Below are 25,714 nucleotides of genomic sequence, written 5' to 3'. Positions count from 1 at the left end.
GATGGGGATGAACATGGCGACGATCGCGACGGAAGCGGCGGCGAAGTACATCGAAAAGGAGACAGGGGCTATCCTCGTCTCTATATCTGGGAACATGTGCACAGATAAGAAGCCAGCTGCGATCAACTTCATCCTAGGTAGGGGGAAGACCGTTCACGTCGATGCGACAATTCCTAGGGAAATTGTTGATTCTAAATTGCATACTACACCAGAGTCAATTGCCGAAGCCTCTTTCAGGAAAAACCAGGTTGGGAGTGGCCTCGCACTCGCATATGGGTTCAATGCTCACATCGCGAACATCCTTGCGGCGATTTTCATCGCGACAGGGCAGGATCCAGCTCAGGTCGTCGAGGGGAGTATGGGCATGACGACCTGCGAGGTCGTTGACAACTCTTTGTACATATCAGTCAGACTGCCGTCGCTCGAAGTTGGTACCGTTGGGGGCGGGACGAGGTTGCCGTGTCAGCAGGAAGCGCTCGCGATGATGGGATGTTTGGGCGAGAACAAAGCGAAGAAGTTCGCTGAGGTGGTGGCGGCGACAGTCCTCGCGGGGGAACTGTCGACACTGGCAGCCGAAGCGGCAGGTGAACTCGCGAGTGCTCACAAAGCGCTCGGGAGGTAGAGTCTCATTGAAATGGGTCTGAGCGGCGATAATTGAAATAAAGAGCTTGTAATATTCAGTTACGATGAAGGAATTAGATGTCTTGATTACTAGGAAAATTCCAGACGCAGGTCTTGATATTCTCCGCAATGAAGTCAATCTGGATATCTATGAAGGTGATATACCGATTCCAAGGGACGAGCTGATCCGCAGGATCAAGGGGAAGCATGGTCTCCTCTGCCTCTTAAGCGACCGTATCGATCGCGAAGTCATGGAGGCCGCGGGCGCTCAGCTCAGGATCATATCGAATTACGCGGTCGGGTACAACAACATCGATGTTGAAGAAGCTACAAGAAGGGGGATTCTCGTCACGAACACGCCAGGCGTCTTAACTGATGCGACAGCGGATTTAACATGGGCGCTCATCATGGCGTGTGCAAGGAGGATTCCTGAATCGGATCGGTTTGTAAGGGAGGGAAGGTTTGTTGGATGGGGTCCGATGCTCATGCTCGGCCACGAAGTCTATGGAAAAACCATTGGCATCATCGGACTCGGCGACATTGGGACGGCGGTCGCGCGTCGGGCCAAGGGGTTCGGCATGAGGATTCTTTATCACAATAGGAAGCGCAATATCGATGGCGAAAGGGAAGTTGGTGCGGTCTATGTGCCACTCGAGACATTACTGAGGGAATCTGATTTCGTGACAATCCACGTACCTTTGACGCAAGAAACATTCCATTTGATCGGGGAGAAGGAGATAGGGCTGATGAAGAAAAACGCGATTCTCATCAATGTGGCGAGGGGTGAGGTTGTCGATGAGAAGGCGCTTATTTCCGCTCTGAAAGAAAAACGAATTGCCTATGCTGGTCTCGACGTTTTTGAAAATGAACCGCACATCAACCCCGAGCTCTTTGCACTTGAGAATGTCGTCTTGACGCCGCATACAGGTAGTGCGACGTACGAATCGCGCAACAGGATGGCGGTGATGGCCGCCGAAAATTTACTCGCAGGGCTGAGGGGAAAGAGACCGCCGAATCTCGTCAATGCGAGCGCGTGGAAGGATTGATTTGATAGTCAAAAATAGGGAGGAACTCATCGCTTCCGGGGACAAAAAGATCAGGGCCGAAATGCTCGACATCCTCGATGCAGCGATCGATGCAATCGATCCCTATGGCTGTGTCAAGGGGGCACTCCAAGTCGATGGTAATAAGGTGCGCATCGGGAATGAGAGATTAGACCTCGGATCGTTTGACAGGATTTTTGTCGTAGGTGCTGGCAAAGCCTCTGCGAGGATGGCGGAGGCGATCAATGATTTGATCGGTGAGAAGATTACAGCGGGAATCGTCAACACGATTGTTGAAGGACGCGTTGGAAAGATTGTTCTTCATAAGGCCACGCATCCCCACCCTGGGGCCGAGGGGCTGGAGGGGGCGTTGAAGATCAAGCAGATCTGTGAAGGGGCCGGTGAAAGAGATCTCGTCATATGCCTGATCTCTGGTGGTGGGTCTGCGATGATGCCCTGTCCCGCAGAAGGCATCACGCTGGAAGAGAAAAAAATCACGGCAGAGATGCTCATGCTCGCAGGTGCGACAATCGAGGAGCTCAACACCGTCCGCCGTCACCTCTCTTGCCTCAAAGGCGGTAACCTTGCCAGGGCCGCGTTTCCAGCCACCGTCCTGAGTCTTATCATTTCAGACGTCATCAACGACCCGCTGGAAAGCATCGCATCAGGACCAACGGCCCCGGACCCGACGACCTTCAGCGATGCACTTCAGGTCCTCCGAAAATACGGTCTTCTCGGTAAAGTCCCGCAATCGGTCAGGGAGAGACTTGAACGCGGTGGCGAAGAAAACCCGAAGCCAGGCGACCCCATCTTTAAGAAAGTGAAGAACGTCATCGTCGCGAGCAACAGGATAGCTCTCGAAGCCGCTCTACAAAGAGCGAAAGAACATGGTTATGAGGCGCTTGTCCTGACATCATCAATGAGGGGGGAAGCGAGGGACGTTGGCAGGGCATTTGCACGCCTCGGAAAAGAGATCCTCCGTACCACTGAGTCCCGGGGGACCAAGAAAATGATCATCGCAGGCGGCGAGACGACGGTGACCGTTAGGGGGAAGGGGATGGGCGGGAGGAACTGCGAACTCGTCCTCAGCGCGCTACTCGAGCTAGAGGAGGGCATCACAATATTGTCCTACGGGACAGACGGCATCGATGGGAACAGCGATGCTGGTGGTGCAATCGCCGACTCCCATGTTTTTGCGGAGGAGGCAGTTGAGTACCTCGCGAATAACGATTCCTATTCGTATTTCAAGAAGTACGGCGGCCTCATTTTCACTGGGCCAACAGGCACTAATGTCGGCGACATCGTCCTCCTGGCAGTCTCAAGAAAAGAATAAATAATGTCATCTCTATGGCATCCCCGCGATGCCAGTTATCAATTTCAGATACGACGACCTCATCAGGCTCATCGGTCGCGAAATCCCGCTCGACACGGTTATAGAGAAACTGCCGATGATGGGTGCGGATTTCCATGGTTATGATCCTGAGACCAAAGAGATCATGATGGAGTTTTTTCCGAACAGGCCAGATTTGTACAGCGTTGAGGGTATAGCGAGGGCTCTGAGGTCTTTTCTTGGTCTCGAACCCGGTCTCAAGAGATACGAAGTTCGCCGATCAGAGATCGTGATGAAGCATGATAAGAGTACGGAGCAAGTGAGGCCGTTCTTCGTCGGCGGTGTCGTAAGGAACGTGAAAATGTCCGATGAGCTCATCCGGTCCCTCATGGGGCTCCAAGAAAAAATCCATCTGACTGTTGGCAGGAAGAGGGCGAAGGTCTCGATTGGGATTCATGATCTGGACAGGGTAGAACCTCCGTTCACATACAAAGCGGTGCGACCCGACGAGATCTCCTTTGTTCCTCTGGGAAAGAATGAAATGATGAACCTCCAGGAGATTCTCGAGAAACATGAGAAGGGGATCGAATACCGTTACATACTCGAAGGAAAGGAAAAGTATCCCGTCATTGTCGACAGGCGGGGTGAGGTCCTCTCCTTTCCCCCAATCATCAACGGACAATTAACTGTTGTGACTGAGGAGACGGAGAACATCTTTATCGATGTGACCGGTACCGACTTCCATGCGATATCGGGGACTCTGAACATCGTTGCAACGGCGTTGGCGGAGAGGGGGGCGAGTATTGAGACGATCGTCGTCGAGGGTGAAGACCGGATCGTCACGCCAGACCTTGAACCTAGGAAGATGACTTTGCGTGTCGAAGATTGTAAGAAGCACCTTGGCCTCGATCTTGACGGAAGAGCGATCGCGGAATGCCTGGAAAAAATGGGGTATGGTTGCCGCTGTGAGGGCAACACCATTGAAGCTCTCATCCCTGCTACAAGGATGGATATACTCCATCCAGTTGATCTTATTGAGGACGTCGCGATCGGTTACGGATACGAATCGTTTGGGGGAATCCTCCCCCGCTACCAAACGATCGGCAGTGAGCGGCCGGTTGAAAAGGCGAGCTCCCTCCTCAGGGATATCATGATAGGTCATGGATACCTCGAGGTCACGACACTCACGCTCTCAAACCCGAGGGAGCAGTTTGAAAAGATGAGGATCGAAGCGATAGAGACTGTTGACATACTCAACCCGATCAGCGAGGACCACACCTGCCTGAGGACCCATCTCATACCGAGCCTGTTGTCTCTGCTGAGAAAGAGTAAGCACCGTGACCTCCCGCAAAAGGTCTTCGAGGTCGGTGACGTCGTTGTCAAGACAAAGCGGAGGAAGCATATGGCCGCAGTCTCGCTACACGCGAAGGCCGGTTTCACCGAGATGAAGTCGGTCGTTGAGAGCGTGCTGCGGGATTGCCAAGTTGAATTTACATTGAAACCTTCCGATCTCGGCATGTACGTCGATGGTAGGCAGGCCTATGTATTGAAAGGCGATGAGGCGATAGGCCACTTTGGGGAGATCCATCCTGAGGTCCTGACGAATTTCACACTCACCTACCCTGCAGTTGCCATGGAGTTCGATGTTGAAGCGTTGTTGGCTGGGAGACTCGAGAGAGTTATTTAGGCCCACGATCGGAAAATCTAATATGGCGGAGTCGATGAAGGAAGCTGTCATCGTTGCCGAGGTAGCTAAGCCCGGATCACAGCGCCGGCCTTGAGAGCCGGTGGTGCTCTGCACCACGGGAGTTCGAATCTCCCCCTCGGCGCTTCCATACTCATTTAGCCCCGTCTTCTGAGACATAAGATACGGTGGATGGCAATTCCTTCGGTATTAGTCGAATTCGGTTGGCCCTTGATTCATTTGACCCGCGGGCTGACCGAGTCGTGGTTTTTTTGAGGTGAACGAACTGGATCGATCATTTCTTCTGCTCTCCGATCCGTTAGATGTCATATCCCCCGATCTGATCAAATCCCGGGAGAGGCCGATGCAAAGGTATTAATCACCCTTTTCATTTAGGCGCCCCCCAATATGGCCATACGGGATATCCTTCAAAACAACGCGCTGATGATGCTATTTGCCTTCATATTCGGCTTCGCGATAGGCGGCTTTCCAGCGCATAATGCCGATATCGCGATGGCCTGTCTCGTCATCGTCATGTCCCTGTCACTCGGTGGCTTAAAGATCCGGGGCATGCGCTTAAGGGAACACACTAGATCAGTGATTGTATCATTGGTCGCCTGTTTTGGCGTTTCCTCTGTAGTCACAATATCCCTCGGCTCCTTGTTTGGCGATGCTCAAATAAGGATAGGGTGGGTGATTGTTGCTTCCGTCCCGTCAGCAATCGCGGTCATACCGTTCACTTATCTTCTGAAGGGTGACCTGCAGTTTTCCCTTGTCGCATCAGCGGTGATTTACGTTCTCTCCCTCGCGATCACGCCACTCATGACGTTGATATTCCTCGGGACCCCTGTCGATCAATTGACACTCCTCTGGTATGTCATAGTCCTCATTTTCATACCGCTTGCCGCTTCGAGAGCGCTCGTCAAGGTGCCGATGTCTGGACAGACGCGCACGATCCTGATCAACATCGCATTCGCCATCATGTTCTTTGCTATTACAGGGTCTAACAGGAACGCATTTTTCGGAGATCCCATCCTCATATCTGCACTGCTCCTTGTCGCTGCCGCGAGAACCTTCCTCGTCGGCGGAGCCGTTGAGCTCATCGCGAGGCGTCTTCGTGTTGAAAAGAAGAAGAGGATACCTATCGTGCTGTTCTCAACTTACAAGAACACAGGAATGGCAGCTGCACTCGCGTCTGTCCTCGTCGGCAATGTCGCTGCAATTCCAGCCACCGTTTGCCTCGCGATGGAAGTCATCTGGTTTGTCGCGCTCACCAAGGTCATTTACCCTGTGAAAGAGAGACGATTCTATCGGAAGAATCGACAATCATTGAACAAAATGTGATGGAATTGGATTAGGATTCTTCGGCTCAGATAAAGACAGTGCGTTGGGTATTTCGCTATATTTAAATTATCCTTCGACTATTCTTTTCTCAGAATTCAGAAGGGATGGGGGTCAATTGTGCAAGTACCGATACCGCGGGACTTTATGCGCTAATGCGCTGGTTAAGGGAAGGGAATGCGTCGGCGAGGAGAGATGTACGCTCAGGTTTTCTTGCGCCCCGACGGCAAAGAAAAACGACTGTACTTTTGAGAACTGGCATGGCCTTTACTGCGCAAAATACCAGCGTTTCTACTGTGCTGGTCTTGAAAACTGCTCGACCGCTGAGTCTTATATGGCTCATTTCGCCAGATATAAGCAGAGTACCGGAGGGGTTAAATGAAATGCAAGTACCTCGATGAGAACGGCAACTGCACTGGTCTCTATGCTGGGTTCAGGTGTATAAAGGAGAAATGCAGAGCAGATCGGAGCACGACATGTGAATTCAATGAATTCGACTTTTATTGTAGGAAGTTCCGGCGCTTCGAATGTATCGGCCCCAACAACTGCGGGACGCTCGACGATTATTTCTCATTCCTCCGAAAGAGAAGAGAAAGCGCTCAGCGTTCGAAATAGAGATCATACCTGATGCGGGGGACCATCGCCGCTAGAACACATTGCTCTGTGAGCTTCTGCCGTGTTATCAATCCCTTTGTTAGGAAATGTATCGCACCCCACTTTCTGCCAATACTCTTTGTCCCACTCATCTCCTCAAAAATTCTTCCCACAGTCTTCCCACTTCGGAGGTCGTCTTCAATGCATTGCGGGAGTTTAAACCCAGAGCCATGCCCAATTGTAATCCTTCCGGTCTTGTCGATAACGGCGCAATACTGGACATCGTAAAGTCCATCTCCCAATTCAAAGATACCCGCTTCGATGCCAACACCGAAGTCAGCGTCCCCGATCGCGTGTTTTGCCCTCTCGATCGCCCCCTTCAGTGTATCTTCTCCCCATGGCTGTTCCCCGACATGGTTCTCGACTTTTGAGGCGCTGATGATGACATTCCTGTAAATCCTCTTCATCACATTTCGAACGGCCCTGATCTTGACTGGGTTATCTGAGCCCACCTTCACAACCAACGGACGGAGCATCTTACCCTCTTCATTAATCTCTCCTCTGAGGACACGTGTCGAGCTGATCGGCACGCAATCTTCTGCTAAAATAAGTGGAATTGCGTGCAACACGAGCGCGGGCATCCCCTTTGACTCTCTGATCTCGCTAATCCTCTTTCCCATTTCTATCGTTCTTTCGGAGGCGACGAGGACACGGATATCAGGGTCAGTGATCGCGCTCCCGTAAGGGTCGTCGAGGATTTCGATTTCCCAATTCTTGTTCTTCGTCGAAAGGTATTGTCTGAGGCGTGCGATCCTCTTTTCAAGAGGGAATACACCTTCTCGACTCCGCCTCGCGAATGTATCTGAAGTGATACCAACAACAATATGATCGCCGATGCTGAAGGCTGTATCGAGTAGGAACCTGTGCCCCCTGTGAAGAACATTAAATGTGCCCGCAACAGCGACCTTCATCGAACCGCCATAACAAGGACAGCAACTGTGAGTATTATAAGTGTCACGACATAGAGAATAATGAGCTGCTTTTTTCTCCTCTTGAGGATCTCCTCTCCTGCCTTTGTACATTCAGTTGAACAATATTCTGAGCTGCCTATGAACGCCTTGCCGCACTGGCGGCAGTGTTTGTGTTGCGGGATCCGCTCGACCATTAAAAAACGAGTATTGCGTCTGCAGTTAAAAGGTTAACCGATAGATTGATTCATCGGAAAAGGCGCCTGTCGAGTTCGTTATTGACGATTGTGATGCAGTGGTCGGCATGGTAGCTGATAGGACCGAGGCTGATCTTCATGGGGGAATAGTTCATGAGCAGCTCTTCCTCCTCACGGGTAAGGTCCTGGTCGTCGCCGAGCACGAAACTCACATCATGAGGGAGTTCAGATTCCCGTATGTCGGCCCCGTCTTCTTTCAGATAGACCAACTGGCTGTCTTTCGAAATGATGGTTAGGACATCGCTGTAAGATCGGTTCGACGCGTAGATCCCTGGCGAACACCGCTCTTCTGTTATGACTTTCTGCATGAGTGCATTCCTGACGAGGGCACCTGTGCTCCTCTCGTCGGGATTGAGATACTTGAGCTCGGCGCCAACAAACCTCAGCGTCTTAGGCGGGTTCGGTGGCCCGAGCAAGATCAGGTAAACCTCCGCATCTCTCCTGATATCATGCGAGAGGAAGAAAGCGGAATTAATGCACCGCAAGAGGATATCAAGCCGACCCGTGCTCCCAGCAAGGTCGTCGAGCTTGAATGATCCCGAGGTCGTCGCTTTATGGCCAACGATGACGAAACGTCTCATTCCTGCACCTCAAGCCCACCGGACTGGAGCTGTTTGAGTAATTGCTTCCTCAACTTGCGGTTACCCATGAATCCCTTGACTGCCTTTTTTGAATTGTTGTACTGTCGCAAAAGTTCCCTCACATCCTTAGGGTCGGCGCCAGAACCCCTTGCGATCCTGAGAATCCTTGATGACTTGATGATTCTTGGGTTCTCCATTTCCTCTTCGGTCATCGAGTTCATGATCACCTTATATTTCCAGAGGCGGTGTTGTGACTCCTCCAGATCGACTTTGTCAGACAGTCCTGGCATTCCGGGGAGCATCGAGATCAGTTTCTTGAGGGGCCCCATGTTCGTGAGCATTTCGATCTGCTCATACATCTCCTTGAGGGTGAAACGGCCGCTCATGATCTTCTTCGTCGTTTCAAGTGCCTGTTCCTCCGTAATCGTTTCCTTTGCCCTTTCGATCAGTGCTTTGATATCGCCCATGCCTAATAGTCTCGATACGAAGCGCGCAGGGTCAAAGGGTTCCAGGTCCTCAAGATGCTCCCCTGTCCCGATGAAAACGATCGGGGCGTTTGTCTGGGACACAGCACTGAGCGCCCCGCCACCCTTCGCCGTCCCGTCCAACTTCGTCAAAATGACGCTCGTGACGCCGACCGCGTCGTGAAATGCCTTCGCTTGGGGACCGGCTTGTTGTCCCGTTGCTGCATCGAGCACGAGGATCTTCTCGGTCGGCTTCGCAATTTCAGCGACTTTCTTCAGCTCGTCGATCAGATCATTCTCAAGCGCGTGACGCCCTGACGTATCAATGATGATGACATTCAAGCCCGAAAAGTGCTTCATACCGTCGCGGACGATCTTCGTGGCGTCTTTTTCATTGGGGTTTCCGTATACAGGTATCCCGAGTTTGTCGCCAATTTGTTTCAGCTGATCGTACGCCGCAGGTCTGTGGACATCAGCTGCGATAAGCCCTACCTTCAACCCCTTCTTATGGAAATACCTCCCAAGCTTTCCAGCCGTCGTAGTTTTTCCCTGACCGTAAAGGCCGACCATCATGATTACCTGGTCAGTAAGGGGGACCGTTTTTCCTTCGCCGAGGATTTTGACGAGTTCCTCATAGATGATCTTGATCACGTGCTCCCTTGAACTCATCCCGGCCGCGGGTTTCTCCGTCAAGGCGCGTCGTTCGACTTCCTTTGTAATATCAAGGACGAGTTTGACGTTCACGTCAGCCTGCAGTAGTGCGCGCTGGATATCTCTTGTGACTTCTTTGACAAGCGCGCTATCAACATTGCTTGAATTCGCAATTTTCTTCAGTACGTCCCTGAGCGAACGGCTGAGTCCTTCCAAAACCATTGATTCGCACCTTCTGTTATCGAATATCGTGATTCTATTAATTTTTGTTGGAGGGGGACCATAGGTGTGAGTTCAATTATTTCAAAACAAAAAAGGGATGGGAAGGGCTAGCCTTGTCAGAAGGGATGGGATGCACTCTAACAACTAGCCCAGTATTCCCGTTCTCTTTTATGTCCGTATTACTATTTAAGATTTTTGATGATTACTATTTATAGTCTTCAATTTTCTTTGATAAAATACGGACGCTTGTATAAAAATGGTGAGTGAGGTATCAATACACCCATATCCTATAGATACCCCGACTTCTGGAGCGCCATGATATCCTCTGTGCTCAGTTTCTCGCCCCTCTTGAAGCGCTCAAATATCTCCTCGGCCTCCTTTAGCGCACTCGATTCCTCTCTCTTCTTCCTCGCTTTACGCGCTTTCTGCTTCAGACCAGTGATGATCTTGTCGTAATCGTGGACCTGTCTGATGCATTCGATATGCTTCCTGTGTTCTTCGTCGGCCTTCAGCTTCGTCTCGATGAACTTCTCTTGCGCCTCGTCTGCCTCTTTCCTGAGTTTATCCGCCTGCTCGTAAAGCTCGATCATCTTATCGTGTTCAGCCTGTGCTTTTTCAGCTAACTCAGCGACCATCTTATGATACATTTCTGCTTTTTCCCGCGCTTCTCTCAATTCTTTGACCGCGTTCTTGATCTCGGCATTCTGCTCGAGGGCCTTCTCCCTTTCTTTAATCTGTAACTGAAGCTGTGAAATCATCTCGATCAGTTCCCTTTCCTTTTCAGGGGTGAGAACTGATGTCATCTGTTTGAACTCAAGATTCTTCAAATCCCTCTTAAGCCTCGAAATTGGAGGCCCATTTTTCGGCAGATTCTCTTTCTTGAGTTTCATCACCTTTTCATTGAGTTCACTGACCTTCTTGTTCCAGAGATCCCTGTTCTCCTTCGCCTCCTTAACCTGGGCGTTTAGGGTGTCCCGCATTTCCTTATGTTTCGAAGCCTCCTCGACGAGCTCCCTTACCTTTGCATTCAACTGGTCCCGCTTCTCAACCCACTCCTTCGTCTTCTCGTTTAGCTCATCACGAAGGCGTCGATGTCGCTCCGCTTCGTTGTTCGCGATCTGCCGCTTTTTCTCGAGCTCCTCTAGGAGTTCTGTCATAAAGCCACACTCAACTAATCAAGCACACAAGTGAGATGGGATGGACATAATGACATTTGTTTATAATCCTTTCGCCGGGACAGATATCTGGAGCTCCCTAATCAATATTGTTTTGCTATTTTTTTCGAAATCTGGGTGAGAGTAATTGATAGAATCAACTTTTTCTCATGAGGGCGGATTTTCTCTACCCGTGCTGGGGCAACCTCTCGTCATAAGTTGACGGGGTCTCCACGGATTGAAAGTCGGAGAGAATGGGGGTGTCAAACTTAGATATAATATCATTGCGTAAGCCGAATAGATCACCTGTGAAAATCGCATCCATCGGCCTACCTCTTGTCTTTCCCTAGATCTCCTTGCTCATCATCCATTTTGAACTCGATATCGTGCCATTGGTCATCGAAGCGATCGGCGTCGCCTGTCTTCAATTGGAACTTTACCCGCAGCTTTCCATTTTCGAAGAATAGGTAAGCATTCCTGAGTGTTGATAGATAATAAGAAATGCGCTTACCCTGTTGTGAAAGCTTTCTCTCCTTGCATTCCAGGAGGCCGACGCTCATGAGGTCCCTGATCCTCCGATAACAAGCAGCAATGGGAATTCCGTATTTCTGGGAGATCTCCTGCGCAGACCGCGGCTTTCTCGTCGTTGCCACGAGTATTTTGACCGCATACTCATCAGTGAGCAGCTGAGAAGTTTTCAGGAGATCGATATCAGTTCCTCCGCGATATGACTAAAATGTGATACGGTAAATAAATTTTTTACTCTGGAAAATTGCGACGAGCAGCTCAACGCGATGATTTTAATTTTTTGCCACTTCTGCGATTGGATTCTGGCCGAATAGCTCTTCGTTGGGAAGCCAGGCGACTTCACTCACGAACTGACCGTCAATGAAGAGGATTTTCACCATTTTGACAGCGCACCGGTAATACTTGACTTTCTTTCCGCGGAAAACCTCTTCTTGGTGAACACAACGCAGTAGTCCTGCCTTTTCCAGTATTCCAACTCTCCTGTATGCAACTGCGATCGGTATCGAACACTGCTTGCTGATCTGTTGCACGGAAAGGGCTCGGCCATACGTCGCGCGCATAATCTTGCCCGCGTATTCATCAGCAACGAGTTTTATCAGGGAGTCTTCGTGAAGGACCTCTGCTTCCATACGATTTTCCATTTCTCGCCGCTCTTAAAGAATTTGTTCCCTGAGTATCAACAGTGATATTAAACGCAATTGATGTAAAAAAGGGGATGGGGGTATTCAGACCATCGGGATGAGTTCGACTCTTGGCAACCCTTCGGTTATCTCGAATTCGATGCCATAATATGGCGTGTACGGTTTGATACCGCAGAACATGACTGTCCCATCGATGCTCTCGATCTGAATGTGAAGTTGGGATCGATGCGCGAGTGCGGCGAAAGATGTTGAGACCTCTGTCGCCTCTGCGAGAACGATGTTGCCTTCGCGCCTCATAGTGTCAATAAACGCATGCGTATTTCTGAAAACGTCGTTTCCATACTGTGATTCCATTGCATCATAGCCGAGAATCGAAATAAACGGTTTTGATGCATTTGAAAGCAAGTAGCTCAGCGAGTCCCACCTGAGATCATTTGAAGCATCATTGCCTTCGATTATGCTCACGAAGGGATACCCCGCATCAATCCCACTCGCATCGAGGACCTTCAAGCACTTTGAAATCTTGTCCTTTGAGACCAACATGTTGATCTGTCCGTCTAATGTTGGATAATTCAGGGAGCGCAGTGGATACCATACGACGCCCCTCTTCTTTGAAATGAAATCGGCAACAATTGTCAGTTCGATGCATTCGATTACTTCCTGCGGGATATCAGGCCCAAATTCAAAGAAAACCAGTCCTCCCTTTGGCAAACCGCCTATCACACGATCGAAATCTGCGATCCCCGTCGATACTGTCGAGTCGCTCGGGTCCTCGACTGGCGAATGTCTCTTCATCACTTCCGGGATCATGACTTGGGTCTGCTCAAAGGTCTTCATTCGTCCGTCTGCGAGGGTAAACAGGTACCGCCATTTCTCGATACGCGACCCCCTCATTTTTTCGATGATGAGATGTCTGACCCTTCTCCCTCTCCGCTCTTCATTTCTGAGAACGACGACACCATCTCCCAGATAGTCGAGATTTGTTTTCCCCCCGCTTTCCAGCACGTAGATGATATTTGTGCTAGAGTGGTCTACCAGGTCTTTTTGTAGCGTATTGATAATCCTATTTGAAAGGATACCGTATTTCTCAGAAAGACCGTCGATACTGTCGATGACGACAAGCGTTTTCTTGGGGAGGTTCGACTCGGCGAGATCATACGCGAGTTCAAGCTCCGGCAACAGGACGCCTAGGTCTAGAATGATAGAACCGTCGACGAATTCCGCCCCGTACCGTTCGCTCTCCTCCTCGCCGAGTTCTCCAGATTCGATCTGCCCTTCGAGCTTTTGGAGTTCTGATCGCACGACCGTCGCCACGGTCTCGGATTTTGCAAGAACTTTCAGCAGTTCCATTGCTGCCCGGAGTGTCGCGTCCTTCGGAACGCTCTCAGCTTCTTTCGCGTGTGGGGGGCGCGTCCTCTTCAGGAAAGCCTTGCTCGCTCTCAGAATGCTGTCTCGCCTCGATTTCTCTTTTAACCAGGGAAACTGACGGTAGAGCGCCTCGTCTGAGACCCTCGACGAGAGGTAATAATTCGCTTCTTCTTCCATCAACTCCTCGACGATCTGAAGCGCAAGGGTCGTCTTTCCTGTTCCCGCCTCACCTTTTATGATCAGCGAATGTCCGCCCGCACTGCGTAGAAAATCCAATATTTCCTTGGGAATCCTCCCAGCATGAGTTTCTATTTTCAAACCAAACGCCAAAGCTATATTCTTAGGCAAACTCTTAATGTTTTTTGCACTCAGGATGACAAATTAGGCTTAAATATCAACAATATCAACGATATTATTTAGAAAGTCGCATAATTTTCATTGATCAATTGATAAGTGACGGAACGATAATATTTGTATAGTGATCATTCAATGTCAGTAGGTGATCGTTACGCCGATGGATTTGGGTATCGCCTACTCATCTAAGGATGTATTGCTGGATGATAAAATCATTGAAACGTTCAGAGTGAGGATTGATTGAATGCTTCTCTGCCCTCTTGACTACCGTTACGGCCGCCCGAAGATAAAGGCGATTTTCAGCGAAGAGAACAAGCTCAGAACGCAATTGCTAGTTGAAGCAGCCCTCGCCAGAGCACATGCTTTTGTTGGGAATATTCCAGATTCTGACGCAGAGGTAATTTCATCTAGGGCAACGCTCGAATTTGTGACTTTGGATCGCGTTAAGGAGATTGAGGAAGAGACAAAACATGACATCATGGCAGTGGTCAAAGCACTAGCCGAGAAATGCGGGGAGGCGGGGAAGTATGTTCACCTCGGTGCCACGTCGAATGATATTATTGACACCTCCACCGCGATTCAGATCAAAGAGGCACTCGAAATCATCAATCACGACATCACCGAACTTATCGAAGTTTTTGCCAGGCTCGCAAAGAGACATCGGACGACTGTAATGGTCGGAAGGACTCACGGTCAGTTCGCCGTACCTATGACATTCGGCTTCAAGATCGCTGGCTACGCGGCTGAAATGATGAGACACCGCGAGCGTTTGGAAGAAATCAAAAAGAGGGTTTGCGTTGGTAAGATGTCTGGCGCGGTTGGAACAGGCGCCGCCCTCGGTCCGAAGTTCCTCGAGATCCAGCGAAAGGTCATGGAAGAGCTCGGTCTAGTGGCTGAGGATGCGGCGACCCAGGTCGTTTGCAGAGACCGGTATGCTGAGCTAGTCTGCCTCATGGCTCAGATCTGCACCTCATGTGAGCGGTACGCGACTGAAGTGAGGAATCTGCAGCGTTCTGAAATTCAAGAGGTCTCCGAGGCATTCGATGTCAAGAAACAAGTAGGCAGCTCGACGATGGCGCAAAAGAAGAACCCAGTGACTTCAGAAAACATCTGCGGTTTGGCAAGAATCGTGAGGTCTTTTGTGATGCCTGCACTTGAGAACATGGTTCTCTGGCACGAGAGAGATCTGACGAACTCGAGCGCAGAGAGGTTCATCTTACCGCACGTCCTCGTCCTCACCGACGACATCCTGGCAAAGACGATCGACGTATTCTCAAATCTGTCCGTGAGAGAGGACAAGATGCGTGAGAATCTCCAAAGGGGAAACGGATTGATCATGGCTGAGGCTGTGATGATCGAGCTTGTCCGACTGGGCATGGGACGTCAGGAGGCGCATGCACTGGTGAGAAAGTGCAGTTTGGAGGCTGACGAAAAGGGCGTGAATCTGAGGGAAGTTCTCCTCAAATCCAAGGAAGTCATGTCGGTCATGAGTGAGGAGGATCTCGACAGGGTCATGGCACCGGAGAATTACCTCGGAAAGGCTCCTGAGATTGTCGATGAAGTGGTCAAGAGGGCTGAGGAACTATTGGGGAAGACGATTTGAAAAAAGGATTGACCGATAGTGCCTCTGGTTGTTTCGTCCCCATTCAATTTTCTCAACGGGGAAAGGATTAAATCTCCAATCTCATTATCGGTGCCTGGGCCGATAGATCAGTGGATGTGCGTTAGAGCGCCGCTAAAGATCGCCGCCTTCGCAAGGCGGAGGCCGTGGGTTCAAATCCCACTCGGTCCACTCCTTAGGATGTTTTTTTCAGACCGGTAGGCTTTTGTCCGATCAAAGGATGACAAAGTAACAAAGCATCCTGTCATCAATACATTTAAATGAGGTAACTTATGGATATTTGCATAGTTTAGAAAAGCTTGGATCATTGACATTCAATGTGCCGAATCTGGGATATTGATGCTGTGAATGTCCCGTTGCGTGATTTTTTCAATGATGAGGGGGCAAAGTATTTTGCTTTCGAGAACTGTTGTACAGTCGTTGAATTCGATGCATTCTTCACAAAGCGCAATTCCTCTGTTCATCGCGCATCGATACGCCTCGCAGATGCCTGTGAATGAGGAACTCATTTCTTTGGAGCAGCCATCGCAGAGGCTGCCAAAGTGGGAGCAATTTTCGCAATCGTTTCCACACACCCCTATTATTATATTCATAATTAATTAATTTATATGGATCGGATCAAAAAGCTTTTGTTTGCTTGAAAATGATTCCCTTAAGACTCAACGGAACCTTAGACCCAGGCGGAGGTCCTGGAAAAAAGATCGACGGCAGAGCCGTTTCTCACCCTAGACAAGATTCTTCGTCTAATGAACGAATCATCCCGGCGGGACGGCTCGGGATACTTTGGCGCATGAAAGACGATCTTTAATACCTATCCGTTAAGTGATTCATCCGATGCTCGGTTTTCTGCCACTACCTCAATGTAAGAGCGCTTGACCCTTCGCCCTCCATATGCTTTTTCTTTTTCCACTTTTGACATCTTTCTGATTTCCATCCCCTCAAGGAGTTCCAGAATCTCGCCCTCATCGAAGTAATGAACGGTGACCCCTGTCCCTTTGACAAATGTGCTGTCGTCGAGCCCTTCGCCAGTGCCAAACCTCATATCTTCTGTAGAAAAGACACGAAGGAGTAATATGCCATTTGGGACCAGCACCCTTTTTACTTCAGACATGACAATTGACCTCTCATTACTTCTTAGATGTTCGAATATGTGGAATGCAATGACAACATCGAATGACCTGTTCCTGAAAGGGAGAAAAGACGCTTCAGCTCGAAGAAAATCAGTTCTTTCGTTCATGTGAAACCTCTTTCGACAGATCTTCAATGCTTCCGAGGAGAAGTCCACACCGACGAGGCAGTTGCCAGAGTATTCGAGCGCACTGAGCGTTTTGCCGTCGCCACAACCGAGCTCGAGAATGCGTTCATTTCCTCTTAATCGAACTGGCAATTCAGTCAGACCTTTCCATGCCCTCTTTGTTTTGCGATAGAATTCATCCCAATAACGTGATTGTTCACTTTGCATATCGAATTATCACTCAAAGCTTGTAAGCGTCGGTCATCCAATTGATAATTTCGAAAGAATAACACGCATTGATGGGAGACAATGAGGAAAAATACCGTATGGATATACAAGTCGAATTAGGTTGGAACTCTCTTGACCATTACTCCATTATTTGTGTTTCGGGGCCTTTTCAGAGAATCCCCAATAACATCAAACCATGAATGAACTCGTAGCTCCCCCGCATGATATATTCGATGCCTATGGCAGCAATGAGGAGTCCGATGATCTTCGATGTAATTTCGATGACGTTACTTCCAACAAGCCTTGTGATTATAACAGCGTTGTGCAACAGGATCCATGTAATTGCAAGTGCGAAGAGCCCGCCGATCAGCGGCACAAAATAACCGTAGTTTGTCGTCAGAATGATCGCTGTCGTGATCACACCTGGCCCAGTGAGGATTGGTGTTGCAATAATAACCCACGCGACGTTTTGATCACTCGTCCGCGTGAGGTTGACGCCAAAGATGATCTCAAGGGACATGAGGAGCAATACGAGTCCGCCTGCGATCCTAAAGCCAGATGTCGTAACACCGAAAAAAGATAGAAGTTCCCTTCCTACAAGGACAAAGACGACGAAAAGAATACCGGCGACGAGTACAGCTTTATTCGCACTCCTGATCTTGTCCTCCTCGCTGAAATTCTTCGTCAGGCTGATGAATATCGGGAGGCTCGCGAAGGGATCGAAGATGAAGAACAGAAGAGTTGAAGCGTAAACGATATCTGATAACTCCATTGGCCATAGATAAGGCAAAGCATATTTTAAGGATTTTGAAGCATCATTGTACTATTACTCAGCTGGATAGGAGATCTATTTGATTAGGATTTGTTAAAAGGCCTCTTCCTCTATAATTTGTGCATCAAACTCTCAAGGAGGTCTTCCTGAGGTCTCATGATTGCCAAAGTCATTTGGATTTTGCCCCCCATGTCTATTTCTCTGGAATGCTGAAGTGTCATTCTCGGAAATAATATGGTTCATTTGAGATAATTGAGCGCGTTATCTCACTAATTGAATTTCGATGAGAGCAAAAAGAATGAGGTTGAATATCAAAAAATCATAGCCCAATTTTAAATATCCTGCATGAAGAAAAATTATTAGAAAACCACGGAAAAAGATTACGTTCGGATTTCTTCGAATTGTAGAAAGGTCTCAATAGATTGACTTACTGGGTCTTTGTCAGAAAATAGCCGGCAGATTTCTCTCTAGCTCTTCGTTTTACATAACCCTTCTTTTCAAGTTCTTGAAGGGCTGCCAAGCATTGCGCCTTTGGCAATTTCGACATATTCGTAATTCGCTGTGCATCAGTCATCTTCTCTTCACCGATGATACCGGCGTCTTTCATGACCTTAAAAACCTTCTCTGCATTTGGTGAAAGTCCCTCAGGCATAAGGGTGAAGTAAGAAACGGGGTTTATTAATTTTGCGGTAGCCTTAATGCCTGGATTTTGGAACAGGAACTTGATGTTGATCTGGCCTGAGTGGAGAGCTATCCTTTTTTGGCGGGTGCAGTTGTAAGGAATGTCGGCTGCTTGATAGGTCTTGGGCGCGGGGGAATATAGAAGGATGGCCTGGCCATGGATAGAAGACTTCGCCAGGACTCATTTTTTTTTGGAATAATAAAAAATTAAAAAATGAAAAATTAGAAAATTGGTCTATCTATTCGAGTCTCTTCAAGAATTCGTCGTGTTTCAGGACCTCACCAATGAGCGGGAAGAATTTCGTTTCGACATACTTCTGCTCTTCTTCCGACATTGCTGCCGTGCAGTCCTTGAGAAGGAAGACTTTGTATCCCTTGTCGTATGCAGATCGTGCCGTCCCCTCGACGCAAACATTCGTTAGAAATCCGGCAAACGCCACATTCTGGATGCGGTTCACTCTCAGTATAAAGTCAAGATTGCTCGAGTGAAAGGCATCTAGGGTTCTCTTTCCTTCGATGACAATATCATCCTTTGTCGGCTTCAGTTCATCGATGATCTCTCCACCCCAAGTCCCCTTGCGGAAAGCCTTTGCCTTCGCGGCGTTCTGGTGGATTGGTCCGAGCACACCAGCACATCCAGCATCGCGGTAGTCCTCTTCGAAGAGGATCGGGCACAGGATTGTCAGGCATTTCCCCCGCGCCTTCCTTATACAATCTGCCGCATTCTCAATCGTTCCCTGCTTCTTGATTTGCTCCTTCACAGCTTCATAGAGTCCCCCTCCAGGTTTGCAGAAGTCGTTCTGGAACTCAATGAAGACAATTGCAGTTTCTTCAGCTTTCGTTAAAATCACCCCCTAGATGGTATAGATTCGAGCTATGAGATAAAGATTGCCAAATGAATTTTCCAGAATAATAGTTTTAGAGAAAAATGTCAATCGAGAATAGATATAAATACGAAAATGGGTTAATGAGCATTCGCTAGGCTTGACCGGGGCGTTCGGCGTGCCCTTATACACCGAAATCGTCGATATGCGGGGGTGACAGCAGGGGACGTCGTAACTGGAACGATGAGGACCCTTACACCAACGATGAGGTCTTGTTCCTCGGGGTCGGTGGCAGCATTGCGATGCAGCTGGAGGGCTGCATCCTTTGCTCTAATCATGGGGAACGAGTCAGGCCCTGACGGGAGCAGCTTAACCATGAACTACCGACGCTCGGGGGCAAACGGGGCCGAGAAGGTGTCTGGACAATCCTCTTCGAACCAGGCGGCAACCCCTGCGGCCTAGCACAATTTTTCAGACTTCTTGCGAACTCTTTCCGTTACTAAAGGTCCCTTGCATCCTGCAATTACGTCCTTGTCAAAATCAAAGAGAACGCCTGTATTGTTTCCTTGTTTCAGGATGAGTTTATTGTTTGATTGCACACTCCCAACAACTGCCGCCTCTACGCTTACAGTCCTAAACAAATTGATGATCTCTTCAGAGTTATCAGGGTTCGCTGTCAGTACAAATCCAAAGCCCTGGTAAGCCTTGAGCCATTGTGTGAGATCCTCGTTTTCTGGCTTTGGTATCAGATCGATATCGACAATACCTCCTTTCCCACTTGTTTCAAGCAACATGCCGAGCGTCCCTAAAGACCCTGGATTACTCATATCTTTTCCAGCGGTGGCTAGACCTTTCTTTCCGATCTCATTCATGATACGCATCTGCCGCCTTACGAATTCCTCGCTCTTCTTTGAAGTGGTGTCCCATGCGTAAGGCAACCTATCTGGAAAATAACCGTCCGTGTCCATCGCGAAAATAATATCGTCACCGCTTTCAGCCGTGTGACTATAAATGACTTCGTTCTTTCCAGCGAAGCCCAATATTGCAACGTCGATAGCATGATATTCACAATCTGGATGGGTGTGACCGCCGACCATGGGGACACCGAATTTTCTTACAGCTGCTTCAACGCCTCTCATGACCTGCGCACAAATTTTTTCCTCTTTCATAGAAATCACGTCAACCATGGCGAGGGGAATCCCGCCCATGGCAAGAATGTCGTGGATGTTGACAAGAACTGAGTAATAGCCCGCGAAGTAGGGATTCGTCTTCATCAATGGTTCCATGATGCCATCAGCGGCGAGCAGAAGAACAGAATCGCCGAATTCGATGACAGCTGCATCCTCTCCCCAAGAAGCCAGGATGTTTCCTTGATCGATCTTTGGGAAGAAGTGAAGAACGTCAGAGATCGTACGTTTCCTCGTAATCCCAGGGTGTTTTTTGATATCTGATATCAGGGCTTCGAGATTCATGTGGCTCTGTATACGCTTGATAATAAATATTTTCCACCCCGAATTCTACAATCAAATGATCTCTTTCGTGAAAGCAGTTTTTCACATCTCATATCAGTAATCTAAATTGACAACTTGGTCTGAGTGGTTTCCTTTACCATGTGCCATGCATCAAAAAAGTCCAAAACAATCATCTTCAAGATCTCATCAGACGCTTCCTTGAGCGTTTCGTCCTCGATTAAATATGCTTTGACGCTATCAGGGATTTTCCATCCAGCTTTTGAAAGAACCTTCTTCGCCTCCTGTCTTTCTTCCGTTGTCGCGATCCTCCCGGGCATTCGGTCTTCAACCCCTGCTCTTTTTAATTCATCCTGAAATATTGGTCGTTTGAAGAGTTTGCAGAGTGTGTACAAGATCAGGGCATTCGCCTTTTCGCCACTTGCTATCATCCTGGCTTTTTCTCCTACGACAGTATAAATATCCTTCTCCTGAGCTTTCGCAGGAACGTAAAGTTTAGCTGGAGGTACCTCATATTCTCGGAGTAGTCTGATGTCTGCTAATGCTCTGAGATATCCTGTCAATACCAACCGGTGGATTTTAAATCCTCTTTTTTCCAATTCTTTTGAGAGGGCGCTGATGGATTTACCTTCGGAGCCTAGTATCTCGTAAATTGTCCTCCTTAAATCTTCTTCTGGATGAAACAATTGATCACAAATATGGTAAAAGATTTGATAAATAAATACCCTTCCAATGGCCGTTAATTTTTATCAAAACGTGTTCCAAAATTCCTTTAAGGTGGGCTGAAAATAGTATTAGTTGCCTTGTAATGGGATGCGTGATATCTTAGCATCACTTTTGAGAAGTGTGATAACATGAAGGCGGTAGAGTATCTTCGCGAACCTGGAGAGGTTTACTCCGATGAAAAAGAGTCGACCGAATTGTCGCTCTTTGTCAGGACGTCTGATGAAGAGATAAAGAAATGGGATCGAAGCAAGATTTACGAAGCGCTGATCCGTGAAACAACGATCAGCGAAGACGCTGCTTCGATCGTAGCTCGCGAAGTGGAGAAATTGATATTGAGCCTTGATCTAGACGTAATTACAGCACCTCTGATCAGAGAATTGACGAATGCGAAGCTCGTAGAATATGGGCTGGCGAAGATCCGGAAGCAACACACGAGACTCGGCGTGCCTCTCTACGACACACGACAGATCATCATGAATCCAAACAAAGAAAATGCTAATGTTCCACATGGGCCAGAAGCCACAAATCTGACACTCGCTGAGAGGATCAAGAAGGAATTCGCGTTGCTTGAAGTTTTTTCACAGGAGCTTGCGGACGCTCATATGCGCGGTGACATTCATTTGCACGATCTGGGTATGATAGACAGACCCTACTGCAGCGGACAATCAATTGAATACGTCAAAAAATTTGGTCTAAATCTACCCAATGCGATATCTATTGCAAAACCAGCGAAGCATCCAGAAGTTCTAATTGAGCAAATCATAAAGTTCTCAGCAGCTCTCCAAGGTCACTTCGCAGGCGCGATAGGGTGGGACGCCGTTAACATATTCCTCGCCCCTTATCTCGAGAATGTCGACGATGTCAGGATGAAACAGCTGGCGCAGATTCTGATTTTTGAATTTGCACAGCAAGCCGTTGCAAGGGGCGGTCAATCAATCTTCAGCGACCTCAACCTTTACTGGGAAATTCCGAACCATTTCGTTGGTGTCCCCGCCATTGGTCCAAAGGGAGAATTCACGGGGCAGAATTACGAAGATTACATCGAAGAGAGCCAACGATTTGTATCGGCGCTTTTCGATGTCTATCTCGAAGGCGACGCACTCGGCAGGCCGTTCTTCTTCCCGAAACCCAATGTCCACATGACTGAGAAGTTCTTCTCAACCGATGGTCATGAGGAGTTTCTGCAGAAAATATCGCATGTCGCATCGGAAAAGGGAAACACGTACTTCGTGTTTGATCGTGGGAATACTGCAAAGATCAGCGAGTGCTGCAGATTAGCCTTTAAGCTCGACAAGAATGATCTTGAGGACGCTAAGATGCCCTGGAAAATGAGGTATTCTGCGATGCAGAACGTGACGATTAATTTGCCGAGAATTGCATATGAGGCGCATCAGGATGATGAAAAACTCTTCGAGATACTCCGGGAACGCGTGGAACTCGTTGCACAGGCCCATCTCCAGAAAAAAGAATTCATAACAAAGCTGCTCAAGATGGGCAAACACGGTCCTCTTGCGCTTCTAACAATGAATCTCGACGGAGAGCCCTATTTCAGATTGGAAAAGGCGTCCTATCTTGTCGGGATGGTCGGACTCAACGAGATGGTCCAATATCATACCGGTGAACAGATGCATGAGTCAAAAGACGCATTACGATTCGGTTTGAAGGTGATTGCTGCGATGAAAACCGAGGCTGATCGGCTCGGTGCAGAGTACGGTATAAGAATGCCTCTTGAGCAGACACCGGCTGAAAGCACAGCATACCGCTTTGCAAGACTCGACATGAAGTACTATCCGCTCCAAGCTCCTACGGTCATACGGGGCAACAAGAGCACTGGTGAAATCTACTATACGAACTCAACATATCTCAATGTCGGAGCACCAGTGAGCGCGATTGAAAGAGTACGAACAGAGGGACTCTTCCATCCGTTGATCGAGGCCGGTGCACTCACGCATGTGTGGCTCGGTGAACATAAGCCTCCAGCAGAAAGCATAGCTTCGTTCGTTAGAAAGACATTTGAGAACAGTCAGAATGCTCAAATCGCTTTCAGTCCTGAGTTCACATCCTGCCTGAGCTGCGGTAAGACGAGTAGAGGGCTGAGGTCAACCTGTCCATATTGCTCTTCGCCTGATGTCGAAGGGATCACAAGGGTCACTGGCTTCTTTTCGAAGACGAGTAGCTGGAACAAGGGCAAGATCGGAGAACTCAAGGATAGGGTGAGGAATAACATCGCGTAATGTTGGAGAGTGAATTTTCCCTTTTCTTTTTTTCTGTTTTGTCCTCTTATTTTGCGTCTTAACGAAATCGGCGTGCAGTTACCGAAAATTGCTTTGTTTAAGTTCAAATACTAAGAGCTATTAATTGAAAGACTGTCGTGAATACCCGGTGAAATCTGATGACTAGGGTAAGGGTCGGGGAGCATCTTTGCGTCAACCTCAGTCGCAGAAGTCTGTGTGATAATTGTTGGACTGATTCCTGCCCGCATAACAGAGAGGAATTGGTTGAGTTCTGCGAGCATTTCAAGCCCCCATTTGCCATTTACAGAAAATGCCCGAATTGCGGAGGGATATACGAGCTCTTTTCAAATTTCAAATCGCTTGATCCCGATCTCTGCCCCCGATGCAACGAGTCTGGATTTCGCATTGTTTTCATCTCGTTTGCAAAGAGATAAACAGTAGGTCTAGATGATTCTCGGCCCGATGATCTGCCAGAGTATCAGCGCTAGAACGAAGAAAGCGAGAGTATAAGTGATTGCCGCGATGTACTTTTCCCTCTCCCTTTCTGTCGCGTTCTTCTTTAACTTCCTGACAACTGAGTCAAGCCAATCCTTGAAAAGGTATCCGCCATCAAGCGGGACAGCTGGCAAGACATTCGTTAAACCAACCATGAGATTTATCCAAAAGACCCAGTACATGCAATTAGCTATCACCCAAAATGCGCTCGTAGGGAGAAATGCTATCACACCACCAGGTACGAAAAGATCAGCTAGCGGCGACCTTAATGGTGCGAGACCGAGAAATGGCAGTGAGATGTATCTGAGCGTTGCTGAAACAAAACTATCAAAGTCAGTAACGCCTGCGTATGGATGGGCAAGCCTCTTTAACAACACATCTGGGGAATTGAGCGTCGCACCGATGTATGCCGTGTTAACACCAAGATATCCAGTGTCTTTGAAATCTGGTCCTATCAGTTCTGGCGCCATTTTTTTGTAATATTCCAGCTTGCTCTCCAGAGTTATCTCCGTTATCTCATCAAACACTTCGAAAGTTCCAGTCGCATCAAAGTATGCAAGCAGCGTGATGTTCACCGTCTGGTACGGCTTTGTCAATGACATCGCTCTCTTAAAGTCAGATTCATTACGCACGATTGTATCGTTGATAGAAGCGATGATCATTCCTGGTTTAATTCCAGCCATAGCCGCAGGCAATCCTGGAGCCGTCTGCGTTACCACAACTCCCGATGTAATATTCACTTGATTAATATGGCCTGCGTAGTAAAACTCAACGGAAACCAGCTCGCCAGGGTCAGGAGCGCTAATGTTCCCGATGTCGGATATATTCGCAACTTGTAGTCCTCCAATCCTCATAATCTGCGACCCAAAAAACAGTCCTGCATGTTCCGCTGGACTATCATCTGCGACACTAATAACGACGGGATTAGGCCTAACGGGCGTTGCCGAAGCAACAAAGAGTGAAGAAAATATAATGGCGCAAATAAGTGCCAGAACAATGTTCGTCGCAGGACCTGCCGCGTATACGCTCGTCCTTTTCTTCTTCTCTGTTCTGACGAGTTCCTCCTCATCGGGCTCAACAAATGCCCCCAGTGGAACCACGAGGAAGAGGAGACCTAGCGACTTCACTGTCATATTGCCAGCTCGTGTCATGATGCCATGAGCGAATTCGTGAGCCACGATGGCAGCAATCAACCCGACGATGCCGTAACCGATAGGAATGATCGGGTTTATTCCCGGAATTCCGATAAGCAATTCAGGTCCAGGCGCTCTCTCCGCAGGAATATCTGCAACTATCGTCGCTTCCCAGATCAGCAAAGCCATGATGACTATCATTGCAGCAATGCAGATGATCTTAGCAAGAGCGCTGTAGAAAAGCCAAAATCTCCTCGGCTTCGATAGCTTATCTATCAACAATTTTCCCCTGGTCGTCCTCCACATAAGGATTGGTCCGACCAGTCGGATTCCGTGCTTCGCAAGGAAGCCGGACTTGTGTAACAAGTAGACTAGAAAGATGTAGGCGATAAGGACGATAAGCGCAATGATGTATGGATTCATCGAGTTCTCTGGCTCGTAAAGGAAGAAGAAGTATTAAAGGATTAACCGGGAAAGGAAATGGACATCGTAATCT

Annotated in this window: 26 protein-coding genes, 2 tRNA genes and 1 other RNA gene; 13 read left to right on the top strand and 16 right to left on the bottom strand. The window is 48.6% G+C overall.

The window, feature by feature from the left end; translation table 11 throughout:
- From QHH00_01580 to QHH00_01545, 8 genes are all read left to right on the top strand, one after another.
- Positions 1-622, top strand: a 622-nt coding sequence (locus tag QHH00_01580; protein MDH7508073.1) for a 3-hydroxy-3-methylglutaryl-CoA reductase, incomplete at its 5' end; no start/stop codon positions are given.
- A 64-nt stretch (positions 623-686) separates the two neighbouring features.
- A complete protein-coding gene (locus QHH00_01575; GenBank protein ID MDH7508072.1) occupies positions 687-1,667 on the top strand; it encodes a D-glycerate dehydrogenase in 981 nt (326 codons plus the stop codon).
- A 1-nt stretch (position 1,668) separates the two neighbouring features.
- Positions 1,669-2,997, top strand: a complete 1,329-nt coding sequence (locus tag QHH00_01570) for a glycerate kinase (protein MDH7508071.1) — start codon at positions 1,669-1,671, stop codon at positions 2,995-2,997.
- Positions 2,998-3,025: 28 nt separating this feature from the next.
- Positions 3,026-4,681, top strand: a complete 1,656-nt coding sequence (pheT, locus tag QHH00_01565) for a phenylalanine--tRNA ligase subunit beta (GenBank protein ID MDH7508070.1) — start codon at positions 3,026-3,028, stop codon at positions 4,679-4,681.
- Positions 4,682-4,736: 55 nt separating this feature from the next.
- A tRNA-Ser gene (locus QHH00_01560) sits at positions 4,737-4,823 on the top strand.
- 263 nt (positions 4,824-5,086) lie between these two features.
- Positions 5,087-6,022: a hypothetical protein gene (locus QHH00_01555; GenBank protein MDH7508069.1), complete on the top strand. Its 936-nt coding sequence runs from the start codon at positions 5,087-5,089 to the stop codon at positions 6,020-6,022.
- A 115-nt stretch (positions 6,023-6,137) separates the two neighbouring features.
- Entirely contained in the window at positions 6,138-6,401 is a 264-nt protein-coding gene (locus tag QHH00_01550) for a hypothetical protein (GenBank protein MDH7508068.1), read from the top strand.
- The gene (locus tag QHH00_01545) at positions 6,398-6,634 is read left to right on the top strand and encodes a hypothetical protein (GenBank protein MDH7508067.1); all 237 of its coding nucleotides are present in this window, start codon (positions 6,398-6,400) and stop codon (positions 6,632-6,634) included. The genes QHH00_01550 and QHH00_01545 overlap by 4 nt, the downstream gene beginning before the upstream one ends.
- Here the strand turns inward: QHH00_01545 and yjjX are convergent.
- The 8 genes from yjjX to gvpD form a co-directional block, all read right to left on the bottom strand.
- Positions 6,619-7,584: an inosine/xanthosine triphosphatase gene (yjjX, locus tag QHH00_01540; GenBank protein ID MDH7508066.1), complete on the bottom strand. Its 966-nt coding sequence runs from the start codon at positions 7,582-7,584 to the stop codon at positions 6,619-6,621. The genes QHH00_01545 and yjjX overlap by 16 nt on opposite strands.
- A complete protein-coding gene (locus QHH00_01535; GenBank protein ID MDH7508065.1) occupies positions 7,581-7,778 on the bottom strand; it encodes a DUF2116 family Zn-ribbon domain-containing protein in 198 nt (65 codons plus the stop codon). The genes yjjX and QHH00_01535 overlap by 4 nt, the downstream gene beginning before the upstream one ends.
- Positions 7,779-7,828: 50 nt before the next feature.
- Positions 7,829-8,419 carry a tRNA (pseudouridine(54)-N(1))-methyltransferase TrmY gene (gene trmY / locus QHH00_01530; GenBank protein ID MDH7508064.1) on the bottom strand — a complete coding sequence of 197 codons (591 nt, stop codon included), beginning with the start codon at positions 8,417-8,419 and terminating at the stop codon, positions 7,829-7,831.
- On the bottom strand, positions 8,416-9,756 hold the full coding sequence (locus QHH00_01525) for a signal recognition particle protein Srp54 (protein ID MDH7508063.1): 1,341 nt from the start codon (positions 9,754-9,756) through the stop codon (positions 8,416-8,418). The genes trmY and QHH00_01525 overlap by 4 nt, the downstream gene beginning before the upstream one ends.
- 287 nt (positions 9,757-10,043) lie before the next feature.
- Positions 10,044-10,913, bottom strand: a complete 870-nt coding sequence (locus tag QHH00_01520) for a coiled-coil protein (protein MDH7508062.1) — start codon at positions 10,911-10,913, stop codon at positions 10,044-10,046.
- A 326-nt stretch (positions 10,914-11,239) separates the two neighbouring features.
- On the bottom strand, positions 11,240-11,563 hold the full coding sequence (locus QHH00_01515) for a hypothetical protein (GenBank protein ID MDH7508061.1): 324 nt from the start codon (positions 11,561-11,563) through the stop codon (positions 11,240-11,242).
- A 147-nt stretch (positions 11,564-11,710) separates the two neighbouring features.
- Positions 11,711-12,067, bottom strand: a complete 357-nt coding sequence (locus QHH00_01510) for a helix-turn-helix domain-containing protein (GenBank protein ID MDH7508060.1) — start codon at positions 12,065-12,067, stop codon at positions 11,711-11,713.
- Positions 12,068-12,163: 96 nt separating this feature from the next.
- On the bottom strand, positions 12,164-13,765 hold the full coding sequence (gene gvpD / locus QHH00_01505; protein ID MDH7508059.1) for a gas vesicle protein GvpD: 1,602 nt from the start codon (positions 13,763-13,765) through the stop codon (positions 12,164-12,166).
- Between the two features lie 280 nt (positions 13,766-14,045).
- Here gvpD and purB point away from each other — a divergent pair, with 280 nt between their 5' ends.
- The gene (gene purB, locus QHH00_01500) at positions 14,046-15,404 is read left to right on the top strand and encodes an adenylosuccinate lyase (GenBank protein ID MDH7508058.1); all 1,359 of its coding nucleotides are present in this window, start codon (positions 14,046-14,048) and stop codon (positions 15,402-15,404) included.
- 96 nt (positions 15,405-15,500) lie between these two features.
- Positions 15,501-15,593: transfer RNA gene (locus QHH00_01495), tRNA-Ala, on the top strand.
- Positions 15,594-15,736: 143 nt separating this feature from the next.
- Here the strand turns inward: QHH00_01495 and QHH00_01490 are convergent.
- The 5 genes from QHH00_01490 to QHH00_01470 all read right to left on the bottom strand — a co-directional run bounded on the left by QHH00_01490 (position 15,737) and on the right by QHH00_01470 (position 19,188).
- Entirely contained in the window at positions 15,737-16,015 is a 279-nt protein-coding gene (locus tag QHH00_01490; protein MDH7508057.1) for a DUF3795 domain-containing protein, read from the bottom strand.
- Between the two features lie 218 nt (positions 16,016-16,233).
- Positions 16,234-16,884: a class I SAM-dependent methyltransferase gene (locus QHH00_01485; GenBank protein ID MDH7508056.1), complete on the bottom strand. Its 651-nt coding sequence runs from the start codon at positions 16,882-16,884 to the stop codon at positions 16,234-16,236.
- A gap of 169 nt (positions 16,885-17,053) precedes the next feature.
- Positions 17,054-17,656 carry a MarC family protein gene (locus QHH00_01480; GenBank protein MDH7508055.1) on the bottom strand — a complete coding sequence of 201 codons (603 nt, stop codon included), beginning with the start codon at positions 17,654-17,656 and terminating at the stop codon, positions 17,054-17,056.
- Between the two features lie 427 nt (positions 17,657-18,083).
- Positions 18,084-18,308 carry a hypothetical protein gene (locus tag QHH00_01475; protein ID MDH7508054.1) on the bottom strand — a complete coding sequence of 75 codons (225 nt, stop codon included), beginning with the start codon at positions 18,306-18,308 and terminating at the stop codon, positions 18,084-18,086.
- Between the two features lie 268 nt (positions 18,309-18,576).
- Positions 18,577-19,188, bottom strand: a complete 612-nt coding sequence (locus QHH00_01470; protein ID MDH7508053.1) for an isochorismatase family cysteine hydrolase — start codon at positions 19,186-19,188, stop codon at positions 18,577-18,579.
- Positions 19,189-19,313: 125 nt separating this feature from the next.
- Between QHH00_01470 and ffs the strand changes: the two genes are divergently transcribed.
- An RNA gene (ffs, locus tag QHH00_01465) (signal recognition particle sRNA) lies at positions 19,314-19,625 on the top strand.
- Here the strand turns inward: ffs and QHH00_01460 are convergent.
- The gene (locus QHH00_01460; GenBank protein MDH7508052.1) at positions 19,620-20,633 is read right to left on the bottom strand and encodes a methanogenesis marker 2 protein; all 1,014 of its coding nucleotides are present in this window, start codon (positions 20,631-20,633) and stop codon (positions 19,620-19,622) included. The two genes, ffs and QHH00_01460, sit on opposite strands and share 6 nt — an antisense overlap.
- Positions 20,634-20,734: 101 nt before the next feature.
- The gene (locus tag QHH00_01455) at positions 20,735-21,316 is read right to left on the bottom strand and encodes a hypothetical protein (GenBank protein ID MDH7508051.1); all 582 of its coding nucleotides are present in this window, start codon (positions 21,314-21,316) and stop codon (positions 20,735-20,737) included.
- Positions 21,317-21,484: 168 nt separating this feature from the next.
- On the opposite strand from QHH00_01455, the gene nrdD reads away from it, so the two are divergent.
- Complete coding sequence (nrdD, locus tag QHH00_01450; GenBank protein MDH7508050.1) at positions 21,485-23,590, top strand: anaerobic ribonucleoside-triphosphate reductase; 2,106 nt, start codon at positions 21,485-21,487, stop codon at positions 23,588-23,590.
- Between the two features lie 158 nt (positions 23,591-23,748).
- Complete coding sequence (locus QHH00_01445; GenBank protein ID MDH7508049.1) at positions 23,749-24,024, top strand: hypothetical protein; 276 nt, start codon at positions 23,749-23,751, stop codon at positions 24,022-24,024.
- Between the two features lie 9 nt (positions 24,025-24,033).
- Here QHH00_01445 and QHH00_01440 read toward each other — a convergent pair whose 3' ends face one another.
- On the bottom strand, positions 24,034-25,641 hold the full coding sequence (locus QHH00_01440) for a site-2 protease family protein (GenBank protein MDH7508048.1): 1,608 nt from the start codon (positions 25,639-25,641) through the stop codon (positions 24,034-24,036).
- Positions 25,642-25,714 lie beyond the last annotated feature (73 nt).

Source organism: Methanomassiliicoccales archaeon, from assembly GCA_029907465.1.
Classification (GTDB): domain Archaea; phylum Thermoplasmatota; class Thermoplasmata; order Methanomassiliicoccales; family JACIVX01; genus JACIVX01.
Note: the sequence above shows the minus strand (reverse complement) of the source record. Positions and strands in the feature narration are given on the sequence as shown.